Origin of the sequence: Bradyrhizobium sp. ORS 285 (assembly GCF_900176205.1) — a bacterium.
In the GTDB taxonomy this organism is placed as follows: Bacteria; Pseudomonadota; Alphaproteobacteria; order Rhizobiales; family Xanthobacteraceae; genus Bradyrhizobium.
Map to the genome: position 1 here is coordinate 3,388,335 of NZ_LT859959.1, position 26,998 is coordinate 3,415,332.

24 protein-coding genes are annotated in these 26,998 nt (G+C 64.5%); 10 read left to right on the top strand and 14 right to left on the bottom strand.

Going from position 1 to position 26,998, the window contains the following annotated elements:
* Positions 1-2: 2 nt before the first annotated feature.
* From BRAD285_RS15210 to BRAD285_RS15230, 5 genes are all read right to left on the bottom strand, one after another.
* Positions 3-980, bottom strand: coding sequence for an ABC transporter permease (locus BRAD285_RS15210; RefSeq protein WP_006609313.1), 978 nt, complete (start codon positions 978-980; stop codon positions 3-5).
* Between the two features lie 23 nt (positions 981-1,003).
* The gene (locus BRAD285_RS15215) at positions 1,004-2,620 is read right to left on the bottom strand and encodes an ABC transporter substrate-binding protein (RefSeq protein WP_006609312.1); all 1,617 of its coding nucleotides are present in this window, start codon (positions 2,618-2,620) and stop codon (positions 1,004-1,006) included.
* Between the two features lie 317 nt (positions 2,621-2,937).
* Complete coding sequence (locus tag BRAD285_RS15220) at positions 2,938-4,557, bottom strand: ATP-binding protein (RefSeq protein WP_006609311.1); 1,620 nt, start codon at positions 4,555-4,557, stop codon at positions 2,938-2,940.
* Positions 4,554-5,255 carry a response regulator transcription factor gene (locus BRAD285_RS15225; protein ID WP_006609310.1) on the bottom strand — a complete coding sequence of 234 codons (702 nt, stop codon included), beginning with the start codon at positions 5,253-5,255 and terminating at the stop codon, positions 4,554-4,556. Before BRAD285_RS15225 ends, BRAD285_RS15220 begins: the two co-directional genes overlap by 4 nt.
* A 23-nt stretch (positions 5,256-5,278) precedes the next feature.
* Complete coding sequence (locus BRAD285_RS15230) at positions 5,279-6,754, bottom strand: DUF4153 domain-containing protein (RefSeq protein ID WP_006609309.1); 1,476 nt, start codon at positions 6,752-6,754, stop codon at positions 5,279-5,281.
* Positions 6,755-6,968: 214 nt separating this feature from the next.
* Between BRAD285_RS15230 and BRAD285_RS15235 the strand changes: the two genes are divergently transcribed.
* On the top strand, positions 6,969-8,321 hold the full coding sequence (locus tag BRAD285_RS15235; RefSeq protein ID WP_006613566.1) for a glycoside hydrolase family 3 N-terminal domain-containing protein: 1,353 nt from the start codon (positions 6,969-6,971) through the stop codon (positions 8,319-8,321).
* Between the two features lie 31 nt (positions 8,322-8,352).
* Here the strand turns inward: BRAD285_RS15235 and BRAD285_RS15240 are convergent, their stop codons facing one another.
* From BRAD285_RS15240 to BRAD285_RS15250, 3 genes are all read right to left on the bottom strand, one after another.
* Positions 8,353-8,640, bottom strand: a complete 288-nt coding sequence (locus BRAD285_RS15240; RefSeq protein ID WP_006613567.1) for a hypothetical protein — start codon at positions 8,638-8,640, stop codon at positions 8,353-8,355.
* Positions 8,641-8,766: 126 nt separating this feature from the next.
* A complete protein-coding gene (locus BRAD285_RS15245) occupies positions 8,767-8,958 on the bottom strand; it encodes a DUF3072 domain-containing protein (protein ID WP_006613568.1) in 192 nt (63 codons plus the stop codon).
* A gap of 111 nt (positions 8,959-9,069) precedes the next feature.
* Complete coding sequence (locus BRAD285_RS15250; protein ID WP_006613569.1) at positions 9,070-9,432, bottom strand: hypothetical protein; 363 nt, start codon at positions 9,430-9,432, stop codon at positions 9,070-9,072.
* Positions 9,433-9,572: 140 nt separating this feature from the next.
* Here BRAD285_RS15250 and BRAD285_RS15255 point away from each other — a divergent pair, with 140 nt between their 5' ends.
* The gene (locus tag BRAD285_RS15255) at positions 9,573-10,139 is read left to right on the top strand and encodes a type 1 glutamine amidotransferase domain-containing protein (protein ID WP_006613570.1); all 567 of its coding nucleotides are present in this window, start codon (positions 9,573-9,575) and stop codon (positions 10,137-10,139) included.
* Positions 10,140-10,444: 305 nt separating this feature from the next.
* Positions 10,445-12,730 (top strand): FdhF/YdeP family oxidoreductase, encoded by a 2,286-nt coding sequence (locus BRAD285_RS15260; protein WP_006613571.1) that lies wholly within the window; start codon positions 10,445-10,447, stop codon positions 12,728-12,730.
* An 8-nt stretch (positions 12,731-12,738) separates the two neighbouring features.
* Here the strand turns inward: BRAD285_RS15260 and BRAD285_RS15265 are convergent, their stop codons facing one another.
* Positions 12,739-14,235, bottom strand: a complete 1,497-nt coding sequence (locus BRAD285_RS15265) for an HWE histidine kinase domain-containing protein (RefSeq protein WP_035647649.1) — start codon at positions 14,233-14,235, stop codon at positions 12,739-12,741.
* A 13-nt stretch (positions 14,236-14,248) separates the two neighbouring features.
* Positions 14,249-20,470 carry a HAMP domain-containing protein gene (locus tag BRAD285_RS15270; protein ID WP_371507617.1) on the bottom strand — a complete coding sequence of 2,074 codons (6,222 nt, stop codon included), beginning with the start codon at positions 20,468-20,470 and terminating at the stop codon, positions 14,249-14,251.
* A gap of 382 nt (positions 20,471-20,852) precedes the next feature.
* Here BRAD285_RS15270 and BRAD285_RS36310 point away from each other — a divergent pair, with 382 nt between their 5' ends.
* Positions 20,853-21,047: a hypothetical protein gene (locus BRAD285_RS36310; RefSeq protein WP_006613574.1), complete on the top strand. Its 195-nt coding sequence runs from the start codon at positions 20,853-20,855 to the stop codon at positions 21,045-21,047.
* A gap of 23 nt (positions 21,048-21,070) precedes the next feature.
* Positions 21,071-21,202 (top strand): hypothetical protein, encoded by a 132-nt coding sequence (locus BRAD285_RS36525; RefSeq protein ID WP_256387685.1) that lies wholly within the window; start codon positions 21,071-21,073, stop codon positions 21,200-21,202.
* Between the two features lie 14 nt (positions 21,203-21,216).
* On the opposite strand, the gene BRAD285_RS15280 is transcribed toward BRAD285_RS36525, so the two are convergent.
* Positions 21,217-22,230: an SDR family oxidoreductase gene (locus tag BRAD285_RS15280; protein WP_006613576.1), complete on the bottom strand. Its 1,014-nt coding sequence runs from the start codon at positions 22,228-22,230 to the stop codon at positions 21,217-21,219.
* A gap of 155 nt (positions 22,231-22,385) precedes the next feature.
* Here BRAD285_RS15280 and BRAD285_RS15285 point away from each other — a divergent pair, with 155 nt between their 5' ends.
* From BRAD285_RS15285 to BRAD285_RS15290, 3 genes are all read left to right on the top strand, one after another.
* Entirely contained in the window at positions 22,386-22,628 is a 243-nt protein-coding gene (locus BRAD285_RS15285; protein WP_244422302.1) for a hypothetical protein, read from the top strand.
* A 23-nt stretch (positions 22,629-22,651) separates the two neighbouring features.
* On the top strand, positions 22,652-22,819 hold the full coding sequence (locus BRAD285_RS35765; RefSeq protein ID WP_006613578.1) for a hypothetical protein: 168 nt from the start codon (positions 22,652-22,654) through the stop codon (positions 22,817-22,819).
* A gap of 78 nt (positions 22,820-22,897) precedes the next feature.
* Positions 22,898-23,272, top strand: coding sequence for a PRC-barrel domain-containing protein (locus tag BRAD285_RS15290; RefSeq protein ID WP_035647658.1), 375 nt, complete (start codon positions 22,898-22,900; stop codon positions 23,270-23,272).
* Positions 23,273-23,284: 12 nt separating this feature from the next.
* Here BRAD285_RS15290 and BRAD285_RS15295 read toward each other — a convergent pair whose 3' ends face one another.
* Positions 23,285-23,557, bottom strand: a complete 273-nt coding sequence (locus BRAD285_RS15295; RefSeq protein ID WP_006613580.1) for a hypothetical protein — start codon at positions 23,555-23,557, stop codon at positions 23,285-23,287.
* Positions 23,558-23,813: 256 nt separating this feature from the next.
* Positions 23,814-23,969 carry a hypothetical protein gene (locus BRAD285_RS35770; protein ID WP_006613581.1) on the bottom strand — a complete coding sequence of 52 codons (156 nt, stop codon included), beginning with the start codon at positions 23,967-23,969 and terminating at the stop codon, positions 23,814-23,816.
* 1,389 nt (positions 23,970-25,358) lie between these two features.
* On the opposite strand from BRAD285_RS35770, the gene BRAD285_RS15305 reads away from it, so the two are divergent.
* Positions 25,359-25,829: a hypothetical protein gene (locus BRAD285_RS15305; RefSeq protein WP_006610466.1), complete on the top strand. Its 471-nt coding sequence runs from the start codon at positions 25,359-25,361 to the stop codon at positions 25,827-25,829.
* Positions 25,830-25,881: 52 nt separating this feature from the next.
* Positions 25,882-26,172, top strand: coding sequence for a hypothetical protein (locus BRAD285_RS15310; protein WP_244422106.1), 291 nt, complete (start codon positions 25,882-25,884; stop codon positions 26,170-26,172).
* 76 nt (positions 26,173-26,248) lie between these two features.
* Here the strand turns inward: BRAD285_RS15310 and BRAD285_RS35775 are convergent, their stop codons facing one another.
* Positions 26,249-26,410 carry a hypothetical protein gene (locus BRAD285_RS35775; protein ID WP_006610464.1) on the bottom strand — a complete coding sequence of 54 codons (162 nt, stop codon included), beginning with the start codon at positions 26,408-26,410 and terminating at the stop codon, positions 26,249-26,251.
* Between the last annotated feature and the right edge of the window lie 588 nt (positions 26,411-26,998).

The window sequence follows — 26,998 nt, forward strand, 5'->3', positions numbered from 1 at the left end:
CGCTAGCTCTCCGCCGAGATGCGCGGGTCGAGCCGCGCATAGAGCAGGTCGGTGATGAAGTTGACCAGGATGACCAGCAGCGCGGAGACGAACACGATGCCGAGCAGCGTATTGAGATCGCGCTGGACCACGGACTCATAGGCGAGGCGACCGAGGCCCGGCAGCGAGAACACCGTCTCCACGACGACCGAGCCGCCGAGCATCGTGCCGGCCTGCAGCCCGATCAGTGTGACCATCGGCAGCAGCGCGTTGCGCAGCACGTGCCGGGTGATGATGCGGGTCTCATCGAGACCCTTGGCGCGCGCCGTGCGGACGAAGTCGAGATTGAGCACCTCGAGCATCGAGGCGCGCATGATGCGCAGATAAATTGCCAGGAAGATCAGGCCAAGCGTCAGCGATGGCAGCACCAGATGGCTCGCGATGTCGAGCACGCGCCAGAGGCCGGTGCTGACCGCGCCGATATCCTCGAAGCCGCCGGCCGGCAGCCATTGCAGATAGATCGAGAAAACCACGATGGCCATCAGGCCGAACCAGAAGGACGGCGTGGCGTAGAAGATCAAACCGACGGTCGAGATCAGCGTATCCGGCCATCGGTTGACGCCGCGCGCCGCGATCACGCCGAATACGAGACCAAAGAAGAACGCAAAGGAGAGTGCCGAGGTCATCAGCAGCAAAGTCGGCGGCAGCCGTTCCAGGATGACGGTCGCAACGGGCTTGCCGTAGATTGCGGAGAAGCCGAGATCGAGCCGGACCAGGCGCCACAGATAGTTGGTGAGCTGCATCGGGACCGAGAGGTCGAGCCCATAGAAGCGGCGCAGCTCGCGCGCCGTCGCAGCATCGCCGCCGCCCATCTGCGCCATCATCGCGTCGACCGTATCGCCCGGCGCGAGCTGCAGCAGGAGAAAGACGCCGATGAGGATCAGCAACAGGGTCGGGATCGAGGCGGCGAGCCGCCGCCCCGCAAGGCTCAGGATGCGCATGGCCTATTCTGACGTATCAAGGCTCAGGCGGAAAGCCAGAGATCGTGCCAGCTGGTCGATCCCCAGCGCGGGGTGTTCGAGTGGTTGCGCGCCTTCGCCGTGATCACCGTGACGAAGATCTGCTCGATCGGCATCCACACCGGCAGCTCGGTATTGGCCTCGCGCACGAAGTCGGCATAGAGCGCCTTGCGCTTGACCGGATCGACCTCGGTTGCGGCGTCGTCGATGATCTTGTCGATCTTGGCGTCGTCCCAGCCCCACTGGTTGGTCCACGGCGCGCCCTTGGGCTGGCCGGAGCGGTACCACACCGTGGTCGAAACCGCGGGGTCGTTGCGGTACTGATGCCAGCCGGTCGCCAGGTCGAAGGCGTGCTCGTCATAGACCTGCTTGAGGAAGCCGCCGCCGTCATTGCGCACGATCTCGACCTGGATGCCGACCTCGCCCAGGGATTGCTGGATGAAGGTCGACCACAGCGAGATGTCCTCGCCCCAGGGGGCGGGCAGCAGCCTCAGCGAGAAGCGGTTGCCGCCGGCGGCCGGCTTGTAGCCGGCCTCGTCGAGCAGCGCGGCTGCCTTGGCCTTGTCGTAGGGATATTGCGGCGTGTTCGCGCCGGGATAGAAGTCGGTCGAGGTCGACGGGATCGGGCCGGTGCCGAGCTTGGCGAAATCGCCGAGGAAGTTCTCGATGAAGAACGGCACGTTGATCGCATGCGCAATCGCGCGGCGGACCTTGATGTCCGACAGCTCCTTGCGGCGGACGTTGAATTCCAGCGTGTTGGTGCGCGCGTTGCCTTCGTTGCCCTTGGTCGAGACGATGAAGCGCTTGTCCTTGCCGAGCCGCGCCATGTCCGAGATCGTCAGCCCCGAGAACGGGCTGTATTGCAGCTCGCCCGCCTCGAGCTGAGCCGCCGCCGCGGCGCGATCGGTGATGACCTTCCACACGATGCGGTCGAGGTAGGGCGCGTTGGGACGCCAGTAATCCGCGTTGCGGTCGGCGATGATGTATTGGCCGCGCTCGTATTTCACGAACTTGAAGGGGCCGGTGCCGATCGGCGCGAGATTGGCAGGGTTCTGCCGGATGTCACCGTTCTCATAGATGTGCTTGGCCGAGACGTAGCCGAGATCGGGCAACGCGCGCAGCAGCAGGTTGAGCGGCATCGGGCGCTCGTAGCGGAAGATCGCCGTTTGCGGATCCGGCGTATCGACCGCGGTCAGGAACAGCTGCAAGGTCGATCCGTAGTTGAGGATCTTCTTCCACATGTTCATCGCGGTGAAGGCGACGTCCTCGGACGTGAACGGCTTGCCATCGTGCCAGGTGACGCCCTTGCGCAGCTTGAACGTGACGGTCTTGCCGTCCGGCGTGGCTTCCCAGCTCTCGGCGAGCACACCGACCGGCTGTCCCTGGGCATCGAGGTCGACGAGGTTCTCCTGGATCTTGCCGCCGATGATGTAGACGCCGGTCGAGGCCTGCAGGCTTGGATTGAGCTGGCGCTGCTCGGCGCCGTAATGCACGTTGAACACGCCGCCCTTGCGCGGGGTCTCCTGGGCAAAGGCCCGGAGCGGATTGACCACGTTGGCTGCGATCGCGGCCGAGGTCAGCAGTGCGGTACGGCGGGTGATGTCGAAACGGCTCGAATTCATCAAGGTCTCCCGAAGGCCATGTCGAGGCTGGCCGATGGTGCAATGCCCCGAAGCTTACGCGGATCGCAACGCCGAGTCATTCCCAATCGCGCAGGCTGAACTGTCGCAGCCGAGACGCCTCGGCAAATCCCTGGTGAAACAGATTGCTCGTATACGAACGAACGACGGGATGGCCGGGCTGCTGCGGTAGCGGGTGGCGGAATTGCTTGCCATCGCGCCCGGCTCGGAGGAGCGATCGCCGAAGCCGGCAGCTTGCGCCCCTCCACAGGAGATCTCGATCAGATCTGCAACTTCAAAGAAGAGGAAATGTTCTCTTGCTATTTGAGGTGTGCCTGAGGCGGCTCTTCGCCAGCCGGCAGACGTAGCTCGAAGCGCACCTCATCGTCGGACGGCAGGAGATCGATCTGGCCGCCATGGCTTATCATGACGGCGCGCACGATAGCCAGGCCCATTCCGGTTCCGCCGCTGTCGCGCCGCGTGGTGAAGAACGCGTCGAAGATCCGCTCGCGGTTGGCCGGCGAGATCGGACTGCCGTCGTTGCTCACGCTGAGGACCAATTGTTCGCCTCGATCGTCGAGCTCCAGGCGGATCGTGCGGGCGCCGTGACGGACGGCATTGTCGGCAAGGTGGGTGAGGACGATCAGGAGCGTCTCGCTGGACAGCCTGATCGGCAGATGCACCGCGCCGCCTGTTCCAATTTGTGCTGTAGGATAGCGTTCGCGCAGCGGACCGATCACCTCGGCCAGGCTGCTCGCCTCGCTCTGCTGGAGGGCTTCGGCACGCGCAAGCTCCCGCAGCCGCTGCGCCATCCGGTCAAGCCGCTCGGCATCGCCAAGAATGTTGGTCAGAAACGTCTCCTGCTCGGCGTGCGTCAGCTGGCCTGAGGTGGCATGCAGGGAGTCCAGCATCAGCTCCGCCGCGCCCTTGATCGAGGTCAGCGGCGATTTGAGCTCGTGCGTCAGGTGCGCGGAGAAGTTTCGGATGTAGCTGGAGCGCCGCGCCAGCTGCTCGGCCATCGCGAAGAAATGCTCCGCAAGTTCAGCAAAGTCGCGCGTGCCGTAATGGGCGAGCGGGCGGAATCCGGCAGGATCATTGCGCCCGATACGCCCGGCGCGGTCGACCAGCTCGCGCATCGGGCGGGTGATCGTCCGCGCCACGATGAAGCCGACAAGCAGCGTGGTGAGGATGATGGCGGAGCCCGCGGCAATGAACTTGCCACGCTCCACATAGAGGTGCTCGAAGATGTTGCGCGGCGTCCGCGAGGTGTAGATGACTCCGACGACATGATCGTTGACGATGACGGGCATGGCCGAGAACACGTGGACACCCACGCCGCGGCTGAACGAGTAGATCGGCGGAGGCGATTTGTCGGGAATGCGGATGCGGAGCGCCGCGCTGTATTTCCCCTTCAGCGCAGCGGCGATCTCGTCGATATGGGCAAGCGATTTGCCCATCTCGTCGCGGCCGGCGATCACGACGCCCTGCGGATCGAGCACGCGAAAGCCGGCCAAGGTGACCTTCTGCGTCTCGCGGATGATCGGCCACAGCCGTGCGCCGATCGCGACATAAGCGGGGTCAGCGGGCTGAGGCGCCTCGCGCGCATCGGGACGGCGGACGAAGAGATCATTGGCGAGCAGATCGAGCAAGGGCCGGATCGGCGTCACCTCGTCGGTGGCATCGGGCCGTGCCTCGGGCGGGATCTCCGCACCCAGCGGAATGCCGGCGGCGAGGCGCGCCGAGACCTCCTCGGCAAATAAGGCCGCGAGCACGCGGCTCTGCGCGATCAGCTCGGCCTGGGTCTGGCGGATCAGCTGGTTGTCGTAGATGCGGAAGAAAAACAGCCCGACGAGCGGCAGGGTGGCGACGAGCGCGAGCACGCCGAACACGATCTGTCCGAGCGACGGCCGCCATTTTTTCTTCGGCTTCGGCGCGATCATGGCGCGCCGCAGCGGCCGAGCCGGAACCCGACGCCGTGCACCGTCTCGATGGCGTCATCGCAATGGGCGGCCGCAAGCTTCGCACGGATGTTGCGGATGTGGCTGTCGATCGTCCGGTCGGAGACCTGGATGTTGAGGTGATAGGCCGCGCTCATGATCTGCTCGCGGCTGAACACAACCGCTGGCCGTGTCATCAAGGTGCGGAGAATGCTGAACTCGAGTGCCGTCAGCGTGAGCGGCGTCTCGCCGAAACGAGCGAGATGCTGCTGCGGGTCGAGGCGGAGCCGGCCATGGGCGAGCTCCTCCGGCTCCGACGCACGATCGCCTCCGCCGGCTGCGGCCCGGCGGAGGATGACGTTGACGCGCGCGACCAGCTCGCGCGGGCTGAAGGGCTTGGTCACGTAATCGTCGCCGCCGATCTCCAGCCCGAGGATGCGATCGATCTCCTCGTCGCGCGCCGACAGGAACAGGATCGGCACCTGCGAGGTCCGCCGGATACGACGGCACACTTCGAGACCGTCGAACTCGGGCATGCCAACGTCGAGCACGATCAGGTCCGGGCGGTCCTCGCCGAACCTGACCAGCGCCGCACGGCCGTCGGCGGCCTCCGTCACCGTCATGTCGGCCTTTCCCAAGGCGACCCGCAGGACTTCGCGGATGTGCGGATCGTCGTCGACGATCAGGATTCGGGGGGACACAATCGAGGCTCCGCGGCGGGACATTAGCTGGGGTTCTGGATCAGGGGATGTGTATCGAGATAGCGCTGCAAGCGCCAGCCGCGGAACGTCCAGGAGCGCCAGTTCGCCATGTCCTTTGCCTGCTGGTCCAACAGACTCTGGTTCATGCGGGACAGTGCGGATTCCCCGGGCAGCAGCAGCATGGCTCGCCGGACCGCCGGCAGGGCCTGCGGACCTAGGCTCAGAAGATAGGGCATGTCGATGGCGGTCCCGCTTCGTCCGTCTTCGCGGCTATGAGCGACGTTGTAGTCGGCGATCACTGCGGAGAAATTGACGAGGGCGCAGCCATAGAGAGTCGCCGCAAGCGCAATCAGGTTCATGCGGACGAGCCACGCCGTGGGGCGGTCCAGGACGATCCGGACCACGATCAGGATCAGGCCGATGCCAACCAGCGCCATCCAGATCAGCGCCGCGATGCGCCAGTGGGTCAGGAGGTAGGTCTGGACGTAAATGTGGACCCGCTGGATCGAGGACAGCACCAGCAGCAGATTCTGTCCGACCCAGAGGTAGACCAGTGGACGGATCAGCCGCGGCTCGTCGTCGCGTTTGGAGCGGACGGCGATGATGACGAAGGCGGCGGCCAGCAGTGCCGTGACGATCAGCGGATAGGCGCCGCGATGCGCATAGGTGGCGTAGGTCATCCCGTCGGGAAGCGCCGCATGGCCCCACAGGTATACGCCATCCAGCGCAGTTTGAATCGCAAACAGCAGGTTGAACAGGAGCAACGAGCGAACGACGGTTTGCGGATTGAGCAGGGGAGATGCGATCGACGATGTCTGCTCGGCCTCGGCATCGATCGGCAGGCGCGGCGTCTTCGTCCGCTGCCGCCAGCGCAGATGGATGAACGGCCAGATCAGAGACAGCATCAAGAGCCAGAAGAGCGGGCGGCCGAAGCTCAGGTTGGAAACCACGTGCTGGGGCCGGAGCTGATCGAGCCACTGCTCGATGACCGGGTTGGCTGCGGCGAATAGCAGGCTGAAGACGAGGCCGAGGGCGAGTGGAATGCTCCAGGTCAGCAGCAGCCGCGTAAAGTCGTGCGCGCGAAGCGTTGCGATGGCGTCGGGGATCAGCCTGAACGGTCCGACCAGGAGCAGCTGTCGTGCGGCCGTGACCGGCAGGCGAAGCCCTTCGGCTGCGGGGTTTGTCATCAGGGCGATTGCTGAGATCGTTGCGAGGACCACGCTCGAGACCGACAGCAGGGTCAGGTCCTCGATCGCAGGCAGCAGTCCCAGGACGAGCAGCACGGCTGCGAGCCTCGTCCGCGATCGATCGATGCCGGCGTGATTGGCAAGCAGGCTGGTCGCGACCAGCGCGGCGGTGAAGATCGGAAGCGAGAGCCCTGGGGCTTGATCGTAGAACAGGATATCGGCGAGCGCGAGGAGCGCGAAGGCGAGGGCGAATTTGTGCCACATGGAGAGCGAGACGGCTGGAGACGCCGTCAGCTCCGCGGAGCTGGTCATTTGCGGGGGTCCTCGATTGAGTGACGATACGGCCGGCAGTCGGCAGCCGATGACCGCACCATGACCCCGCCGCGTGCAGCCGCTCACGAGCGGGCCTGCAGCATTTCAGGATTTGTTTGCAGATTTCGTGCAGAGGCGATTCAGCTCCTGGCGTTGGAGGTTGAGCGTTGTTAGGCAGAGTCCGTCTTTCTCAAGGGAATGATCGGCTGCTCACATGCTCGGACGTATCAGGACCATCGTCCTCTGGATCCTTGCTCTGGCTTTCATTGCCATCACGCTCAACAGCAACGAGCCCTATCTGGTCCGGCTGCGCGGGACAGGGCACGCCGCGTTGCTCATCATCGGGCTGGCAGCTCCGCTGCTGCTTGTGATGAGCGGGCGCTGGCGCGACGGCATGGCTGGACGCATGCTGGTCCTGGCATGGTGCATCCCGGTGCTCGCGCTCACCGCGACGCAGTTCGCGTTCGCCTGGCGCAAATACGAGACGTTTCAGACGGCACCGGATGTCGCGCGTCTGCTCGGACGGCATTTCATCGTGGGCTACACGTCTGTCGATGAAGCCGCCGCCTTGGCCGGGCAGGGCCTGATCGCCGGCGTGTATGTCACTCATCACAATGTGCGCGGACGGACCGAGGCGCAGCTGAGCGCCGACATGGCACGGCTACAGGCGGAGCGCAGGGCAGCCGGGCTGCCGCCGCTGCTCGTGTCGGCCGACCAGGAAGGAGGCAGGGTCGCGCATCTCTCGCCGACGTTGCCGAACATGCCGGGGCTGGCGACCTTGGCCGATCACCCGGCTGCGCGGCGTGCCCATGATGCGTACGAGATGGGGCGCGCCCAGGGGCAGTCGCTGGCGTCAGCGGGCATCACTTTCAACTTGGCGCCGGTGGTCGATCTGCGGCCACGCTGGACGCGTAACCGGTTCGATTTTCATACGCTGATCGGGCAGCGTGCGATCTCCAACGATCCGGCCGTGGTGGGGGACATCGCGCTCAGCTATGTCCGTGGCCTGGAGGCGAGCGGCGTGCAGGCGGCGGTCAAGCACTTCCCGGGTCTCGGGCGCGTAGAGGCCGACACGCATCACTTCTCCGCGCAGCTCGATACATCAGCCGAGGTGCTGGAGCAGTCCGATTGGCGGCCGTTCCGCCAGGTGCTGGACAATTCACATGCAGCCATGATGGTGGGTCACGTGATGGTCGACGCGATCGATCGGGAGCGGCCGGCCTCGCACTCAAAAGCGGTGCTCGAAGGCCTCATCCGCGGCCGGTGGAACTATCAGGGCGTGATCATCACCGATGATCTCGTGATGGGAGCGATCTACGGACACGATCTCTGCAAGGCCGTCGTCGAAGCCCTCAATGGCGGCGCCGATCTGTTGCTCGTGGCCTATGACGGCACGCAGTTTCATCGCGTGTTCGGCTGCGCCAAACAGGCTCTCGCGGAAGGACGGCTCGATCTGGCTGCGCTGCGCCGGAGCGATGAGCGGCTGACGCACTGGCTGCGGCGGGACGAGGGCCCGCAGGCCGCAAATGTCCTCACGAGTTCCGGGCCCTCGCCGCGCACGCGTTGAAAGGCGGCGGAGTGGGACCGGGAGCGCGCGCTCAGCGCGGGCCGTTCCCGGTCCAATTGCGCCAGGACACGTTGGAGAGGCTGCGCAAGTCGGTCCCCAGAGGACGGCGCGCTTGTTTGTCGTGCTGGCCGACGATCTGTTCCGACTCGCGGACCTTCAGTTGAAGCTCCGCGACCTGCCGCTTCGTCCGTTCGATCGCCTTGGGATCAGAGCTTTCGCCGATCGTGAATCGTGCGGTCTCGATCTGTTTGAGCGCTGCGCGGTTCTTCTTCAGCTGTGCGCGATGCCAGGCAACCTTGCTGTCACTATCCGCAACCATGGTCCACTCCTGAGACGTGGCGCGAAGACTAAACAACCGAGTCTTGATTCGCGACTGTCTCAGGCCGTGGGGTGCATGCATCGGAGTACCGATCTATCAAGATCCCGGCGGCTCACTCCAGGAAGCTTACTCCAGCCCTGCGGCGTGCCGCATCTCGTCGATCAGTTCGGACGCCTCCGCTTTGGTCTGGACATCCGGAGTGGGATCCGGGCGCCCCGCCTGTTCGCTCAGCGTCTTCAAGTAGGAGGCCTGAGCATCCGTCATCGGATCGTCGCCCGAGACCCAGGTCTTCGGATCTTTCTCAATCTTCTCCGTCATCGCTGATCTCCTTGCCATCATCGCCGAATGACGATCCAACACAGCGATCGGCAGAATGTTCCTCTTATGTTCTAGTTGCTGGCGTCGTGTCCTCTCGCGCTTGGCGAGGACTCACGACGGCGCTGCCTTCCGCGACGAAAGCCGCGATTGCGAAGCGGGATTGTGTTCGTCCGTCGCGTCGGCGCCATGTGGTTTGGGAAGCACGATCTCGTCGCGCGGGCTTGTCAGCTCGTCCGGCGTTGCCTCGCACGGCTTGATCTCGAAGTTGTTGTCGAGCACCTTCTCGCCGTGCGGATCCAAGGTCACGAGATCAGCCTGTTCGGCCGCCTCCCAGACCTCGCGCTCGGTCCGAAACGGACGGGTCAATCTTTCGTCATTCTCAAACAGTGCGTAGGGCACGAGGAGCTCCAGATCGCGGTCCGCCGGAGCGTCCAGCTCGTCCGCGGCGTGCGGTCCGTCCAGGGCTGCTCCCACACACAAACCTCCCCGAGGCTTGGCTGTTCCACGGCCTCCAGCCGCATCGATCGACCAGTTGTGACGATCGGTCCTGCATTGCCGCGGAACGATGATACCTGGCGCAAGGTTGCCCGCCATATCGATCTGAACAGGAGAGAATGATGGACAACATCAAAGGCAAGAGGATCGCGATTCTTGCGACCAATGGATTCGAACAATCCGAGCTCGAATTGCCGCGTGATCGCCTGAAGCAGGCCGGAGCGACCGTGGAAATCATTTCGCTCGCGCCGGGCGAGATCAAAGGCTGGGACCAGAAGGATTGGGGGCGGCCCGTCAAGGTCGACAAGACGCTCGACCAGGCATCGGCCTCGGACTACGACGCCATCGTGCTGCCGGGTGGCCAGATCAACCCGGACCTGCTGCGCCTGGAGCCAAAGGCACTGGCCTTCATCAAGGACATCTTCGAGGCCAAGAAGATCGTTGCCGCGGTGTGCCACGCGCCTTGGCTCCTGATCGAGACGGGCATTGCGAAGGGACGCAAGATGACGTCCTACAAGTCGATCAAGACCGATGTCGCGAACGCCGGCGCGCAGTGGCAGGATGCGGAGGTCGTGGTGGACCAGGGCGTCATCACGTCACGCAATCCCGGTGATCTCGAAGCCTTCAGCGCCAAGATCATCGAGGAGGTCCGCGAAGGCCGGCACCTCCAGCGTAGCGCGGCTTGAGTTTGGCCGTGAGGGCCGGGTCGATGAGGCCCGGCCTTCTCCGCACGAACAGGCCCAGCGCCCGAGGGGTCGAACGCTGGGCCGCAGTCCACACGGAGTGTCTCCGACGAGATGGGGGAACGCCGCCGGAGACAAATGGAAGACGCTTGGCGCGGCGCGTCGTTCCTAATTCGTCTTGTCCATCCGTCTTGCCCATCATCGCCTGCTCGGTCGCGATCGGCCCTGGGCCACGCAACCTGCCGTGAGTGCGCGGAACTTACCTCTTGATCACGGGTTGGCCGCTTTTCAGGCCGCGGAGATGTGCCGTGAGTGAGAAGGTGAAGATCCAGGACTATACGGCTCCGGCCGGCGGGTGGGGCTCGGTGCAGGCCGTGGCCAGCATCCTCACCCAGGAGGAGGTCACGCTGCTCGGCAGCGAGATCCTTCTGAAGCAGAACAAGCCTGATGGGTTCATGTGCGTCAGCTGCTCCTGGGCCAAGCCGGCCCATCCGCACCCGTTCGAATTTTGCGAGAACGGCGCCAAGGCGACCGCCTGGGAAATCACCAGCAAGACGGTCGGGCCGGAGTTCTTCGCTCAGCATACCCTATCCGAACTGCGGACGTGGTCGGACCATCAGTTGGAAGAGCAGGGCCGGCTGACGCATCCGATGCGCTATGATGCGGCGAGTGACCGCTACGTTCCCGTGAGTTGGGACGAGGCGTTTCGCGCCGTGGGAGCCGAGCTGAAACGGCTCGATCCGCACGCGGTGGTGATGTACACGTCGGGCCGCGCCTCGCTCGAGACCAGCTACATGTATCAGCTGTTCGGGCGCATGTACGGCACCAACAATTTTCCCGACAGCTCGAACATGTGTCACGAGTCCACCTCGGTTGCGCTGCCCGAGGTGATTGGCGTGCCTGTCGGCACCGTGCTGCTCGACGATTTCGACAAGTCGGACTGCATCCTGTTCTTCGGCCAGAACACCACGACCAACTCGCCACGCATGCTGCATCCCCTGCAGAAGGCGGCGCAGCGTGGTGTCCCGATCATCACCTTCAATCCGCTGCGCGAGCGGGGGCTGGAGCGCTTCACCAATCCGCAGAATCCGATCCAGATGGTGCTTACCGGCGGCACCCGTATCAGCACGCAATATCATCAGCTCAGGGTCGGCGGCGACGGCGCGGCGCTGCTCGGGATGTGCAAGGCCGTGATCGAGGCCGATGACGCAGCACTTGCGATGAAGCGCCCGCGCGTGCTCGATGTGGCCTTCATCGAGCAGCACACCTCGGGCTTCGAGGCATTCGCGGACTACTGCCGTCGGGCGTCGTGGAGCGATATCGAGCGGGCGTCCGGGCTGCGCCGGGCTGATCTCCTGGAGGCAGCGAAGGTCTATGCATCGGCGCACGCCGTGATCGCCAATTACGGCATGGGCATCACGCAGCATCGCCATGGGGTCGAGACCGCCAAGATGATCGTGAACCTGCTGCTGCTGCGCGGAAATATCGGCAAGCCCGGCGCCGGCATCTCTCCCGTCCGCGGTCATTCCAACGTGCAGGGGCAGCGCACCGTGGGCATCTCCGAGAAGACCAAGCTGGTGCCGCTCGACAGACTGGCCGAGCTCTACGCGTTCGAGCCGCCGCGCTGGGACGGGCTCAGCACGGTCGATGCCTGCGAGGCGATCATCAAAGGCGAGGTGAAGGGCTTCGTCAGCCTCGGCGGTAACTTCCTGCGCGCCGTGCCGGAGCGGTCACTGATGGAGCCCGCCTGGGCGAAGCTGCGGCTGTCCGCACAGATCGCGACCAAGCTCAATCGCAGCCATCTGGTGCCCGGCGAGATCACCTACCTTCTGCCGTGCCTCGGACGGATCGAGATCGACCGCCAGGCGACCGGCGAGCAGGCGGTGGCGATGGAGGATTCGACGACCTGTATTCACGGCTCTAAGGGCCAGCGTCACCCGGTTGCCGAAGGCCTGCTGTCGGAGCCCGCGATCGTGGCCGGCCTCGCCAAGGCGACGCTCGCGCCCAATGCGCACGTGGACTGGGATGCGTGGGTCGGCAACTATGCGCTCGTCCGCGAGGCGATCGAGCGCACCTACCCCGATCAGTTCAAGGACTTCAACAAGCGGCTGTTCGAGCCCGGCGGCTTTCCACGGCCGCTCGGAGCCCGCGAGCGCAAATGGAAGACGGCGACGGGCAAGGCCAACTTCACCGTGCCCAAAGCCGCGCTCAATCCGCCGGAAGAGGGCAATGGCATCTTCCAGTTGATGACGTTGCGTGCCGACGGCCAGTTCAACACCACGATCTACAACGAGGACGACCGCTTCCGCGGCGTGTCCGGCGGGCGTCGCGTCGTGTTCATGAATGCAAGCGACATGGCGGAGCTGGGCATCGGGCAGGGCGACATCGTCAAACTGTCGACCGTCGCCGATGACGGCGTCGAACGCTCGCTCGGCGGACTGCAAGCCGTGACATTCGACATTCCCAAGTTCAGCGTCGCCGCCTATTACCCCGAATGCAACGGATTGATCCCGCTGTGGCACTACGCCGAGGGCAGCAAGGTGCCGGCTGCCAAGTCGGTGCCGGTGCGGATCACCAGAGAGGCAGTCGGCTGAGCCGCCCGTCACCCCGCCGCGCGCTGACGCGTTTCTGTTGGTGCGGCGACCGTAAAGGACCTCGTCGTCTCCGGCGGAGTAGCACCCGGCCGAAGCGGCACAAGCAGGCGACAGACGAGGCCTTCGGGACGCCAGTCGAACAACGCGCGGCCGCCGAGCTGGCTCTCCACGCTCGCCATCAGGCTGCGCGTGCCGAAGCCGCGCGAGGTCGGCACATGGACCAGCGGTCCGCCGGTTTCGATCCAGGTAAGATCGAGCCGCTGATCGGGCTCGATCGTCCATTGCACCGACAGATGGCCGGAGCGGACCGAAAGCGCGCCGTATTTGGCGGAGTTGGTCACCAACTCGTGCAGCGCCAGCGCAAGCGTTTGCGCCGTGGCCGGCTCGAGCTGCAGCTCGGGTCCCCCGAAGCCGACCTGACCTCCCGTGGCATAGGGCGCGAGTTCCTCGGCGATGAGGCGGCTGATCTCTGCGCCTTGCCAGCTCGACAGCGAGAGGATGGTGTGAACACGCGCCAGCGCGCTGATGCGGCCTTCGACGGCACTGACATAGGTCCGCACGCTCTCCGCCTTGGTGAGGCGGACGATCGACTGCGCCAACGTCAGCGCATTCTTGGCGCGATGATCGACCTCCCGCGTCAGCAGGTTCTGGCGCTCCTCGGCGCGTTTGCGCTCGGTGATGTCGATCGTGACGCCGCTGACGCGGATCACGCGGCCGGATCTGTCCGTGGTGGCCGCCGCGGTTCCGACGCACCAGCGCTCCTCGCCATCTGGCCGTTGGATCCGAAACTCGGCCTCATAGGACGTGATGCCCCGGCCGAACTCCGCCAGCACGTGCCGCGCACGCTCCGCGTCATCAGGATGCAGCAGGCTCATGATGTTGACGCTATTGAGCTCGAAGCCCTGAGGGGTGACGCCGAAGATGCGGTACTGACCTTCGTCCCACATCCAGTCGCCATTGATGCCGTCCCAATCCCACGAGCCCATCCGGCCGGCTGCAATGGCCATGCTGCGGCGTTCCTCGCTCTCGCGCAGGCGCGCGGTGGATTTCTCCAGCTCGGCGGTGCGGGCGCGAACGCGATTTTCCAGCTCGAGGTTCAAATGCTCGAGCTCGCGCGTCTTGCGATAGAGCTCGGTGAAGACCTTGATCTTCGCACGCAACACCTCCGGGACGACCGGGACCGGCACGTAATCGACGGCGCCCATTTCATAGCCGCGCAGCCGATCGAAATCGCTGACCTGAACGGCGGAGATGAAGATGATCGCGATCTTCTGGAACCGTGGATGCTCGCGGATCATCTGTGCGAGCTCGAAACCGTCGAGCTCGGGCATGCAGACGTCGACCAGGATGACGGCGATCTCGTTCTTCAACAGGATCTCGAGCGCCTCGCGGCCGGAGGTCGCGACCACGAGAGTCTCGTTCAGGTCCTTCAGGATGACTTCATAGGCCAGCAGCTTCGCGGGCTGGTCGTCAACCAGGAGGATGTTGACCTTCTCATGTTCCATGATGTTCAGCCGTTCAGCGGTGCAGCCACATGCGGATGGCAAGGAGCAGCTGCTCGGTGTTGACGGGTTTGGCGAGGTAGTCCGAGGCCCCGGCCTCGAGGCATTTTTCGCGGTCTCCCTTCATGGCTTTCGCGGTCAACGCGATGATGGGGAGGCGGGCGAAGGCGGGGGTCTGTCTGATGACCCCAATCGTCTGGTAGCCATCCATCTGGGGCATCATGATGTCCATCAGCACGATCGCGATCTCCGGGTTGTGCTGAACGAGTTCGATGGCCTCACTGCCGGTGGTCGCGGTCAGCACCTTCATGCCGCGCCGTTCCAGCACGCTCGATAAGGCAAAGATGTTCCGCGCGTCATCGTCCACAAGCAGCACCGTCTTGCCAACCAGATCCTCGTCGGAACTGTTCAGCTTCTCCAGCATGCGCTGCTTCTCGGTCGGCAGATGCGTGATCACGCGATGCAGGAACAGCGAGGTCTCGTCGAGCAGGCGCTCCGGCGATTCAACCCCCTTCACGACGATGCTTCGTGCGATCGTGTGAAGTTCCGCATCTTCCTCCGCCGACAATTCACGGCCGGTGAAGACGACCACGGGGACCCCGGACAGTGTCTCGTCCGAGCGCAGCTGGTCGAGTACGTCGAAGCCGCTCATGTCCGGCAGGCGAAGATCAAGCACGACGCAGTCGCAGGGCGCGCTGCGCATGATGTCGAGCGCGCCGGCGCCGGTTTCCGCTGCAAGGATCTCGATGTCGTCATGGCCGAGCAGCTCACGGATGCTCATCTGCTCGGCGGCGTTGTCCTCCACGATCAGCAGGCGCTTGCGGCGCGGTTTCGCATATTCCTTGATCTGGGACAGCGCCGCGCTGACGCCTTCCGTCGTGGTCGGCTTGCTGACGAAGGAGAAGGCCCCGCGCGCCAGGGCATGCTGCCGGTCTTCGTCGAGCGTGATGATCTGAACAGGAATATGCCGCGTCAGCGGGTTGTGCTTGAGCTGACTCAGGACGGTCCAGCCGAGCATGTCCGGCAGGAACACGTCGAGCGAGATCGCGGCAGGCTGGTACTGCTTGGCGAGATCCAGCGCCTCGGCCCCGCGGCTGGCGACCAGGACCTTGAAGCCCTTGTCGCGCGCGAGGTCGATGAGCACACGCGCGTAGTGAGGATCATCCTCCACCACCAGGAGGATCGTATCTCCTGCTGCCAGATTGAGACGATCGTCCGCCAATTGCTCGACGACGCGCTCCGGCGGTGCCGCTGACTGCAGCGCCGGGGTCTGAATGTAGGGAATAGGCGCTGCCTGGTTGATGCGCGGCGCTGTTGTCGGACCGGAATATTTAAGCGGCAGATAGAGCGTGAACGTGCTGCCCTTGCCGGGCGCGCTCCGGAGATGAATCTCGCCGCCGAGCAGGTTCGCCAACTCGCGGCTGATCGCAAGCCCGAGTCCCGTGCCGCCATATTTGCGGCTGGTGCCGGCGTCGGCCTGCTGGAACGCCTCAAAGATCAGCTTCTGCTTGTCCTGGGGAATGCCGATGCCGGTGTCCGACACTTCGAACGCGATCACCGCGGGCGCATTGCTGAGCACCGGATGCTCGGCGCTCCAGCCGCCGAGGGCGGCGGAGACCTTCAGGCGGACGCCGCCCTCGGCGGTGAACTTGAAGGCGTTCGACAGCAGGTTCTTCAACACCTGCTGTAGGCGCTTGGAGTCGGTGACGATGCTGCGCGCGAGAGTCGGATCGACATCGATATTGAAGGAGAGCAGGCGGTTTTCGGCCTCGTGCCGGAACGGACGGCCGACGGTGTCGAGCAGGTTGGCGGTGAGGATCTCCTCGGCGTCAACCGTCACGGTGCCGGATTCGATCTTGGAGAGATCGAGAATGTCGCTGATCAGGTTGAGCAGGTCGGTACCCGCGCCGTGAATCGTGCGGGCGAATTCGACCTGCTTGAGCGTGAGATTGCCATCGGGGTTTTCGGTGAGCTGCTGGCCGAGGATCAGGATGCTGTTGAGCGGCGTACGCAGCTCGTGCGACATGTTGGCCAGGAACTCGGATTTGTACTTCGAGGTCAGCGCGAGCTCGGTCGCCTTCTCCTCGAGCGCGCGGCGGGCCTGCTCGATCTCCTGGTTCTTGCGTTCGACCTCGACGTTGCGCTCGGCCAGCTGCTGGGCCTTCTGCTCAAGCTGCTCGTTGGTCTGCTGCAACTCGCGCTGTTGCGCCTGCAGCTCGGCAGCGAGCTGCTGCGACTGTTTGAGGAGGCCCTCGGTCTGCATCGTCGCCTCGATCGAATTGAGCACGATGCCGATGGAGTCGGTGAGCTGTTCGAGAAACGTCATCTGCGACGTCGTGAACGGGCTGAGCGACGCCAGCTCGATCACGGCCTTGACCTGGTTCTCGAACAGAACGGGAAGCACCACGAGGTTCTTCGGGACGGCGCGGAGCAGGGCGGATCCCACCGGGATGACATCGGACGGAATTTCGGAGATCAGCCGCTGGCGCTTGTCGATGACGCATTGCCCGATCAGCCCCTCGCCGAACTGGACGAGCTGGCGATGCGGATAGACGCCGTCATTGGCGTAGGAGGCGAGCAGTCGGAGCTGCGGCGTGTATTCGTTCTCGACCTGGTAGATCACTCCGCGATGTGCATTCACGAGCGGCGTCAGTTCGGTCAAGAGCAGGCGCCCGACGGTTGTCAGGTCCCGCTGCCCCTGCAGCATGTTGGTGAACTTCGCCAGGTTCGTCTTCAGCCAGTCCTGTTCGGTGTTGAGATCGGTCGTGAGCCGGAGATTGGTGATCATCGTGTTGATGTTGTCCTTGAGCTCGGACACTTCGCCGCGCGCATCGACCTGAATGGTTCGCGTGAGATCGCCCTTGGTGACGGCGGTCGCAACCTCGGCAATGGCGCGGACCTGGGACGTCAGGTTGGCGGCGAGCAGGTTGACGTTGCCGGTGAGATCCTTCCAGGTGCCGGCGGCGCCGGGCACGTTGGCCTGTCCACCCAGGCGACCCTCGACGCCGACCTCGCGGGCGACACTGGTGACCTGATCGGCGAAGGTCGCGAGGGTCTCCGTCATGTTGTTGATGGTCTCAGCGAGGGCGGCGACCTCGCCCTTCGACTTCACGGTCAGGTTCTGCTTCAGATCGCCGTTGGCCACGGCGGTCACGACCTTGACGATGCCGCGGACCTGCTCGGTCAGATTGGCGGCCATGAAGTTGACCGTGTCGGTCAGGTCCTTCCAGGTGCCGGCAACGCCGGGCACCTGGGCCTGGCCGCCGAGCTTACCCTCTGTGCCGACTTCGCGGGCGACGCGCGTGACCTCGCCGGCGAAGGCGTTGAGCTGATCGACCATCGTGTTGATCGTGTTCTTCAGCTCGAGGATCTCGCCCTTCACGTCGACGGTGATCTTGCGCGAGAGATCGCCGCGCGCCACGGCGGTCGTCACCTCTGCGATGTTGCGGACCTGCGTCGTCAGGTTCGCCGCGAGCAGGTTGACGTTGTCGGTCAGATCCTTCCAGGTACCGCCGACGCCGGGCACCACCGCCTGGCCGCCGAGCCGGCCCTCGGTGCCGACCTCGCGCGCGACGCGCGTGACTTCGGCCGCGAACGAGCGGAGCTGCTCGACCATCGTGTTCAAGGTGTCCTTCAGCAGCAGGATCTCGCCGCGGACGTCGACGGTAATCTTCTTCGACAGATCGCCGCCCGCGATCGCCGTGGCAACTTCCGCGATGTTGCGGACCTGGGCGGTCAGGTTCGAGGCCATGAAGTTGACGCTGTCGGTGAGGTCCTTCCAGGTGCCGGCAACTTCCGGCACCTGAGCCTGGCCGCCGAGCTTGCCCTCGGTGCCGACCTCACGGGCGACGCGCGTCACTTCGGACGCGAACGCATTGAGCTGATCGACCATGGTGTTGATGGTGTTCTTCAGCTCCAGGATCTCGCCCTTCACGTCGACCGTGATCTTGCGCGAGAGATCGCCGCGCGCCACGGCCGTGGTCACCTCGGCGATGTTGCGGACCTGCGCGGTGAGATTGCCGGCCATCGAGTTGACACTGTCAGTCAAGTCTTTCCATGTGCCGGCGACGCCGGGCACGTTGGCCTGGCCGCCCAGCCGTCCCTCGGTGCCGACCTCGCGCGCCACGCGCGTCACCTCGCCCGCGAAGCGGTTGAGCTGATCGACCATCGTGTTCAGCGTTTCCTTCAGGCTCAGGATCTCGCCGCGCACGTCGACTGTGATCTTGCGCGACAGGTCGCCGCCGGCGATGGCGGTCGCCACCTCGGCGATGTTGCGGACCTGCGCCGTCAGGTTGCCGGCCATCGAGTTGACGCTGTCGGTCAGATCCTTCCAGGTACCGGCGACGCCGGGCACCTCGGCCTGGCCGCCGAGCTTGCCGTCGGTGCCGACTTCGCGGGCGACGCGCGTCACCTCACCGGCGAAGGCGTTGAGCTGATCGACCATCGTGTTCAGCGTTTCCTTCAGCTGAAGGATCTCGCCTGACACGTTGACCGTGATCTTCTTCGACAGGTCGCCCTTGGCGACGGCGGTCGCAACCTCCGCGATGTTGCGGACCTGACCGGTCAGGTTCGAGGCCATCGAGTTGACGCTGTCGGTCAAGTCCTTCCACGTCCCGGCGACGCCGCGCACCATGGCCTGGCCGCCGAGCTTGCCTTCGGTGCCGACCTCGCGCGCCACGCGCGTCACTTCGCCGGCGAAGGCATTCAGCTGATCCACCATCGTGTTGATGGTGTCCTTCAGCTCCAGGATCTCGCCGCGCACGTCGACCGTGATCTTCTTCGACAAGTCGCCGTTGGCCACCGCGGTGGTCACCTCGGCGATATTGCGGACCTGCGCCGTCAGGTTCGACGCCATCGAGTTGACGCTCTCGGTCAGGTCCTTCCAGGTGCCGGCGACGCCGAGCACGTTGGCCTGTCCGCCGAGCCGGCCATCGGTTCCGACCTCTCGGGCGACGCGCGTGACCTCGCCGGCGAAGGCGTTGAGCTGGTCGACCATCGTGTTCAGCGTTTCCTTCAGCTGAAGGATTTCGCCTGAGACGTTGACCGTGATCTTCTTCGACAGGTCGCCGCTTGCGATCGCAGTCGCGACGTCGGCGATGTTGCGGACCTGCGCCGTCAGGTTGGAGGCCATGAAGTTGACGTTGTCGGTCAGGTCCTTCCAGGTGCCGGCGACGCCGGGCACCTGCGCCTGGCCGCCGAGCTTGCCCTCGGTGCCGACCTCACGCGCCACGCGCGTTACCTCGGAGGCGAATGCGTTGAGCTGGTCGACCATCGTGTTGATGGTGTCCTTCAGCTCGAGGATCTCGCCGCGGACGTCGACCGTGATCTTGCGCGACAGGTCGCCGCGCGCCACGGCCGTGGTCACGTTGGCGATGTTGCGCACCTGCGCGGTCAGATTTCCGCACATCGCGTTGACGGAGTCGGTCAGATCCTTCCAGGTGCCGGCGACGCCGGGAACGATGGCCTGACCACCGAGCTTGCCGTCGGTGCCGACCTCACGCGCCACGCGCGTCACCTCGGACGCGAAGGAGCGCAACTGATCGACCATCGTATTGATGGCCTCCTTCAGCTGCAGAATCTCGCCGCGGACGTCGACCGTAATCTTCTTGGAGAGGTCACCATTGGCCACCGCGATCGTGACCTCCGCGATGTTGCGGACCTGGCCGGTGAGGTTGTTGGCCATGGAGTTGACGCTCTCCGTGAGGTCCTTCCAGACGCCCGTCACCTCCGGAACCTGCGCTTGGCCGCCGAGCTTGCCTTCCGTGCCGACCTCGCGCGCCACGCGGGTGACCTCGGAGGTGAAGACGCTGAGCTGCTTGATCATCGTATTGACGATGGTCGCCGACTGCAGGAACTCGCCGCCGAGCGGCCGGCCGTCAACGTCGAGCTTCACGGTCTGCAGCAGGTCGCCCTGGGCCACCGCGGCGACCGCACGCGTCACCTCGCGGGTCGGCCAGAGCAGATCGTCGATCAGCGTATTGACGGAGCTCTCCATGTCGGACCAGGAGCCGCTGGCGATGCCGAACCTCACCCGCTGCCGGGTCTTGCCCTCGCGGCCGACCACCTGGCCGACGCGTTCGAGCTGCTGCGCCATTCTCTCGTTCGCGGCAATGATCTCGTTGAACGTGTCGGCGATCTTGCCGTCGATGCCGAGATAGTCGCCGCCCATGCGAACGGAGAAGTCGCCTGACCGCATGGCCTGAAGCGCCCGAAGCAGATCCTGGCTGGCGTTGGGCATATCGGTTCCGTTGCCGTGCCGACCAAATCCTTGTCGCGCGGGCAACGGGCTCTCAGCTGGATCGAGATCGCTCATGTAGTTCCCCCGGGGCAGCACATTGGCCAACTCGATTCCGAGTCTGAAGGTCAGCGGCATACAAGCCCGCGACCACCTCTCAAATCAAGCTGCATGCCGACTTCAAGGGCTAATGGAACCGCTCGAACCCGGCACAAGCGGCTCAACTCATTCCTGCGAAACTCGTTCCTAACGGATCCGGGAAAGTTTTTACCTGGAACCAGGAGGAGGTTCCGGACGAACGTCATCGGATTGGAGGGCGTTCCACGAAGATTAAGATCGTGTAACCCGGGTTGTGGCGGTGCCGGTCGCCTCCCAGCTATTTCGTATGAAGCAATCAGATCTCTTCAGAGAAAACGCCGACAACTGTCTTCATCTCGCGGAGCGAGCCGAAGGTGATCCCGCGTTCCGTCGCTATACGCGGATGGCTGAAAGCTGGCGTGCACTGGCCGTCGAGCAGGACTGGCTCGATGGCGAGACCGCCCCTGTCATCCGGCGAAGGGCGACATCGCCCGGCGAGTAGCGAGGCCAATGGAGGACGCATTCATGACTCCCCGCACCATTCTCATCGCGCTGCTGACCGCGTTCAGCGTGGCGTCAGCGGTCGCAGCCGTGACGACGATCCGCCAGGTTCATACGGAGGCCTATTCGCTTCCGCAGCCCACCACCCGCATTTGAGCGTGAGGGCACCCTCAGGGCTGCCCGGACCCTCCCGACGAGCCGTAGACTTGGCCGTTGGCGTAGCTCGCGTCGGCGGCCGCGAGCTGCACGTAGATCGACCCCAGTTCCGCCGGCTGGCCTGGACGGCCGAGCGGCGTCTGGCCGCCGAACTTCTCCAGCTTCTCCATCGTCGCACCGCCGGACACCTGCAGCGGCGTCCAGATCGGACCGGGAGCCACGGCGTTGACGCGGATGCCCTTCGGACCGAGCTGCTTGGCCAGCGATTTGACGTAGTTCATCGTGGCAGCCTTGGTCTGCGCGTAGTCATACAGATCCGGAGACGGATCGTAGGCCTGCTCCGAGGAGGTGCCGATGATCACCGAACCCGGCTTCAGGTGGGGCAGCGCGGCCTTGATGATCCAGAACGGCGCGTAGATGTTGGTCTTCATGGTCGCGTCGAAATCCTCCGAGGAGACGTCGAGGATGGACTGACGCGCCTGCTGGCGTGCGGCGTTGTTGACGACGATGTCCAGACCGCCGAGTGCCTCGACGGCCTGCTGCACCAATTGCTGACAGAACCGCTCGTCGCGCAGGTCGCCGGGAATCGCCACCGCCTTGCGTCCTTCCGCCTGGATCAGGGCGACGACCTCCTGGGCGTCCGGCTCCTCGGTCGGGTAATAGTTGATGGCGACGTCGGCGCCCTCGCGGGCATAGGCGATCGCCGCCGCGCGTCCCATGCCGGAGTCGCCGCCGGTGATCAGCGCCTTGCGCCCCGCGAGCCGTCCGGATCCCTTGTAGCTGGTCTCGCCGTGATCAGGCCGCGGAGACATTTTGCTCGCCAGGCCGGGCCATGGCTGTGATTGACGCTCGAACGGCGGCTTCGGGTATTTGTCGGTCGGGTCGACCGATCGTTCGGCGGTCCTGGAGTCCTCGGCCATCGTTTCACGTCCTTTCGCTGCGGCTGTCGTCAATGAGGCGGCCGCGAGGGTCGCAGTGCCGCCGACCATCTGGCGGCGGGATAACGAAGATCTGCGATCGTCTGCCATGCGCTTGCTCCGCTTGAGGGTGGTCGACAACGAGCGTGGGCGGCGAACGTTCGTCCCGGTTTTGCAAAACAGCGGCGGTCGGCCGGGGCCTTGTGACCGATTGGCTCAGGCGCTGCGGTCAGGGAACGAAAGCCGTCTGCCGGCGTCGTTTGGGCATGCGCAACATCAGCGGTTGGACGATGCCCTTCTATCACTTTGATTTGACGAACAGCGAGCCGATCGCAAACGAGCGCTACGTCGAGCTCCCGGGCGACGTCGAGGCGATGGACTCGGCCGACGTGATCGCGCGGCAGCTGGCGGCGGATCATCCGGAGCTGCGTAATCAGAACTATGCGGTGCTGGTGACCAATGAAGAGGGGGACGAGATCTGCCGCGTTCCGCTCGACGTCCTCCACTAGCTGAAATCGAACAGGAGACTCCGATGGCACAGCACGACCAGGGGATCGTCAGGACCGGACGCGGCGAGGAGCAGCCGGCCGACAAGGAGCGGGCTCAGCGCGCCCACCAGACGACGTCGCCCCAATCTCCGACGCATGAGGCGACGCGCGATCCGGAGGGGCAGGGCAGCCCGTCATCGGACGCGGAGTGATGCGACAACAAGAGCGCGGAACGCAGCTTGGTGGCCGCACGTTTCCTGTCTCAATCAACGGAGGCTGACATGACGTCCATGCTCGACACATCAATGCTCGACCGTAGCGAATATGGTAATCTGATCGGCAGCGACAAGGTCGAAGGGACGGCCGTCTTTGGCGCTGACGACAACAAGATCGGCACGATCGAGCGGGTGATGATCGACAAGCTCAGCGGCCGGGTGTCCTACGCGGTGCTCGCCTTCGGCGGCTTTCTCGGGCTCGGCAACGAGCACTATCCGCTGCCGTGGCAGTCGTTGAAATACGATACGCGGCTCGGCGGCTATGTCACCGGGGTGACCGAGGACCAGCTTCGCGGCGCGCCGAAATATTCCGACGAGCGCGAGTGGGACTGGGGCGACCTCGCGACCGGCCGCAAGGTCGACGACTATTACGGCGTGAAGCTGGCCTAGCGTCGGCGCGGCTCAGGCGGCCGGCGTCTGCACGGCGTTGTCGGACGTCGACGCCATCATGCTGCGCCGGCTCGACAGCCAGATCGGAATCTCGCGATAGCAGGTGCCCTTTTCGGTCATCTCGGCAATCGTCCAGCGGCTGGGATGCCGCTCCTTGCCGACGAAGATCCAGTCATCGGCCGCCGGCGGCGGCTCGTTGGGCCGCGTGCGCAGCCATGCCGAACGGGCGCCCTTCGGCAAGCGATCCTGCTTCATCTGGTAGAGATCATAGACTGGCGAACGCATGACGCTACTCGTCCTCAACCAAGCGAACTCTTTACACTCTGGAGCGTCTCGCGTGGTCGCGGCGAAATTGTGGGAGCAGCGCGGCCAGGCTGTGCAAAAGCGCGATCAGCCTGTGGCGGCGGCACTCGCCGTGATGTTCGCGTGACACTCGGGAAAGGCGACGCGCGGGGCGATCCATGACCCCGCGAGCCTGAGAGGACGACGATCGCGTCCGGCAATGAAGAGTCCGGCCGGTGATGCCGGCGGACTGATCAAATCAGAAGAAGGCGTAGCTGAGATCGAGACCGTAGGTCGAATGAAGGAAGAAGCCGAACGCCGTGGCGGCGCACAGCATCAGGATCGTCCGCAGCTTCTCGGAGTCGATGCGGGTCTCTTCGATGTGGGTCGGGAGAGCCTTTGTCAGGGTTGTCATTGTTGGACCTCTGTACGCGAAACGAAGACGGAGAGTGAGTGATGAAAGTATATCCGAGGCTATTAGAACCCTTTCTGGGTCGGCCTTTTTGTAGGGCCTGAGAAGAGTTCTAATTATGAAAGTGGAACCCAGCATCGTGCAAAATTTGGGGCGAAGTTGAGGAAAGTAAAAGATCAGTTAAATAAATCTGAGGTTGATGAAAGTTGCGCTCAGTATTGTTGCACGTCACGGCTGCTGAATGAAACGAGCAGGTTGTTGCGACGGCGCATCGCACGTTCTTAAGCTTAATTGCTGCGTGGACGCGCATTTGCGATGTCGCGCGCTCCGCGCCGAGCATGTCGCGCGGGCGCCAAGGGCCGGGTTGCAAAAGCAACTCGAAGTATCCGGGCTGCTCATCTCGCCGCCGACCGATATGTGGCGAAAGCTTAACGCCTGTGGCGGAGCGGCCTCGGATTCGAGGGGCATCGATGGCATGACCGGTATCATGTGGTCGACAGCCCCAAAAGATCGCCGGCGCCATCTCGCTGTGGATGCACCCGTCAAACAACGGCCGCACAATCCTCGCCGCCCAAGCGCGGTGCCGCCGCGACAACAGCCGATGTCGGGCATCGGATATGACGAATATGTCACAAGCAAGCATCAACGGTCCCGCGGCCCCGCAGGCCCAGGTCTTCTTGAAGAAACCCCCATCGAAAGAAGAGGGCGCAGGGAATGCCGGGCGCTGGCCGCAACCCATGGCCCGCCTGCAGAAAATAAAGCAGGCGGCAGTCACCACAGGTCGAGCCGGGCAACCCGGCATTCCCTGCGCGGTGGTTTTAACGCTTATCTCGCGCTCTCCTCGGTGTCCGGCTGTTTAGCCACCGTCGCCCCCGGGGATCATCATCACCCAAGGGCTTAGCGCCAGCGTCGGGGCGCCAGGACCACGCGTCTTCACGTCCGCCACCTGTCGTTCGTCCGCGCGCATCGAAGCACGCTGCGACCGATGGCGGCCACCGCATCCCGCCCTCCACGTTCGTGACGATCGCGAAGCGTCCCTCTCACGAGGACGGGACAGCCGCATCATTTCCGAAATTCGGAAAAATAGCAAGCGAAATTTTTGATGGAGTCAACCTGATCGCGCCGAGGCGGCTGATGTCCCTGGGAAAACGGGATCGACTGCGCATGAGTCACCTGGGGCGCTGGAGGTCATCCCGGCCTCCGAAAGCGTGTTGGACGCCTGCGGCATTGCAGGGTGAGTCGGCTGCCGGCATGTGCGCGACGAGGGCGCCGCCGATCATGAACCTCGCGGCGGTGCTGCGCGTTCTCCACGGCGGGGGCGGAGACCTGCCTTCGCGGGGCCGCGAAGACGGGCTAACCTCGGATCTCTCCATGCCGTTCGGGACGATGAACATGACTTCGATGATCAGGGCTCTGGCGCTTCTGACCCTTGCCGCCAGCTCGAGCGCCGCCGCGCAGGCCGAGCCGGTGCGCTGGACCACCTACCGGATTCCGGAGACCGGCACCTCGGTCGACATTCCCGCCTCGATCTTCAGCGACACCGCCGGCCGGCCCGACGGCTACGGTCAGCGCTTCCAGACCTCAGACGGCCGCGCCAATCTCACGGTGCAGTCGGCGCCCAGCGACGGCGAATCGCCGGCCCGGTTCCTCGCCAGGAAGAATCCGCCGCCGAACATCCAGTACAAGCGCGTGACCTCGCGCTTCTTCGCGGTGTCGAGCTACAAGGGCGACTATGTCTGGTACAATCGCTGCAACTTCGCCGGCGGCTACGTGCACTGCGTGCTGATCAACTATCCCCGCGCCTGGGAGCGCGACTGGGACGGCATCGTCACCCGCATCAGCCTGTCGCTGAACCGGGGCTGAGCCTGGGGCTGCGGCACCATGGGATGTCCGGCCGGCGGGGCGCGCTGGCCGTTTGATCCAGCTCAATGAGACCGTCAGGCCGCACTGCATAAGCTTCGGCTTCATCCTGCCGCTAGCTGCTCACGGGCTCTTCATGGCTGCCGCGTCGTTCACCGTCCGTGCCGAGAATATCAACGCGATCGCCACCATCCGGTGCCGTAGCGCGCAGGACGCGCTGCTCACGGCCAACACCTATCTGCGGCTGGGCGCCGCCTGCGTGAGCATCCAGACGCCGGGCGGCCAGAACATCAGCCCCGACCGGCTCGACGCGCTGATCAGTGACGGGCATGGCCGCAGCCTTTGACCGCTGACGCGCGACGACGCGTCGTCGGCGAGAAACTCACCGGAGTGCGGGCGCTTCGCGGATGTGCGCCTTGGGATCAGGACGAGGAGGCTTCGATCCCTTCGTCGCGGAGCGCCGGGCCGCTGGCGACGTCCTCGATATAGGGGCCGTACAGGACGTCCTGGCGCCGCTGATAAAAGGTCACGACGGCAACGGCGGCAATGCAACAGATCGCGGTCAAAACAACCAATTCAAACATGTCAAAGCTCCATCGCCACGACGTGGCGGATGAAGGCGCGGGCGTCAAATGGAAGCCGGCGTTAAGCTGAAGCGGAAAGCTTAACGGGGGGCGCGGACCTTGCCGTTGGCCGCGGGCGGCCGAACCCTGGTGATCATTCCGCCGGGGGCGTACGGCCGGCGTCGAGCTCCGGATACATCGCCCGGCAGCTCAGGCAGTAGGACTCGAAAATGAAGCTCAGCAACGCGGTCATCGGCAATCCCCCGGGGGTCAGTGGAATGAAGCAAGGATGCCGGCGCCGTGTTTCAGGACGTTTTCGTCACGAGGAGGAAATGGTTTCAACCGACTGTTCCGGGCGTTTCGTGATGCCGATGGCTCGGTGATCCCTAGGGGGCCTCATGGTTCGAGACGCGCCGAAGCCGGCGCTCCTCACCATGAGGGTCTGACGCCGAGGGCGACGCTGCACATCGGCCATGAGCATGTTGTTATTGGAGACCGGGACGAAGGTCGGCGCGGCGATGTCGGTGCGCTCCCTCTCCCCGTTCTTCACGGGGAGAGGGCTGGGGTGAGGGGCAGCCACGGGCACCAGACCCGGTGAGAGCCACCTCA

Coding starts and splice junctions, on each gene's coding strand:
- BRAD285_RS15265 (WP_035647649.1), bottom strand. CDS start 14,235: ATGGAACATGAGAAGGTCAACATCCTCCTGGTTGACGACCAGCCCGCG.
- BRAD285_RS15215 (WP_006609312.1), bottom strand. CDS start 2,620: ATGAATTCGAGCCGTTTCGACATCACCCGCCGTACCGCACTGCTGACC.
- BRAD285_RS35775 (WP_006610464.1), bottom strand. CDS start 26,410: ATGTTTGAATTGGTTGTTTTGACCGCGATCTGTTGCATTGCCGCCGTT.
- BRAD285_RS15295 (WP_006613580.1), bottom strand. CDS start 23,557: ATGCGTTCGCCAGTCTATGATCTCTACCAGATGAAGCAGGATCGCTTG.
- BRAD285_RS15285 (WP_244422302.1), top strand. CDS start 22,386: ATGCGCAACATCAGCGGTTGGACGATGCCCTTCTATCACTTTGATTTG.
- BRAD285_RS35765 (WP_006613578.1), top strand. CDS start 22,652: ATGGCACAGCACGACCAGGGGATCGTCAGGACCGGACGCGGCGAGGAG.
- BRAD285_RS15235 (WP_006613566.1), top strand. CDS start 6,969: ATGCTCGGACGTATCAGGACCATCGTCCTCTGGATCCTTGCTCTGGCT.
- BRAD285_RS15210 (WP_006609313.1), bottom strand. CDS start 980: ATGCGCATCCTGAGCCTTGCGGGGCGGCGGCTCGCCGCCTCGATCCCG.
- BRAD285_RS15290 (WP_035647658.1), top strand. CDS start 22,898: ATGCTCGACACATCAATGCTCGACCGTAGCGAATATGGTAATCTGATC.
- BRAD285_RS36310 (WP_006613574.1), top strand. CDS start 20,853: ATGAAGCAATCAGATCTCTTCAGAGAAAACGCCGACAACTGTCTTCAT.
- BRAD285_RS15305 (WP_006610466.1), top strand. CDS start 25,359: ATGACTTCGATGATCAGGGCTCTGGCGCTTCTGACCCTTGCCGCCAGC.
- BRAD285_RS15280 (WP_006613576.1), bottom strand. CDS start 22,230: ATGGCAGACGATCGCAGATCTTCGTTATCCCGCCGCCAGATGGTCGGC.
- BRAD285_RS36525 (WP_256387685.1), top strand. CDS start 21,071: ATGACTCCCCGCACCATTCTCATCGCGCTGCTGACCGCGTTCAGCGTG.
- BRAD285_RS15240 (WP_006613567.1), bottom strand. CDS start 8,640: ATGGTTGCGGATAGTGACAGCAAGGTTGCCTGGCATCGCGCACAGCTG.
- BRAD285_RS15220 (WP_006609311.1), bottom strand. CDS start 4,557: ATGATCGCGCCGAAGCCGAAGAAAAAATGGCGGCCGTCGCTCGGACAG.
- BRAD285_RS35770 (WP_006613581.1), bottom strand. CDS start 23,969: ATGACAACCCTGACAAAGGCTCTCCCGACCCACATCGAAGAGACCCGC.
- BRAD285_RS15270 (WP_371507617.1), bottom strand. CDS start 20,470: ATGCCCAACGCCAGCCAGGATCTGCTTCGGGCGCTTCAGGCCATGCGG.
- BRAD285_RS15255 (WP_006613570.1), top strand. CDS start 9,573: ATGATGGACAACATCAAAGGCAAGAGGATCGCGATTCTTGCGACCAAT.
- BRAD285_RS15245 (WP_006613568.1), bottom strand. CDS start 8,958: ATGACGGAGAAGATTGAGAAAGATCCGAAGACCTGGGTCTCGGGCGAC.
- BRAD285_RS15230 (WP_006609309.1), bottom strand. CDS start 6,754: ATGACCAGCTCCGCGGAGCTGACGGCGTCTCCAGCCGTCTCGCTCTCC.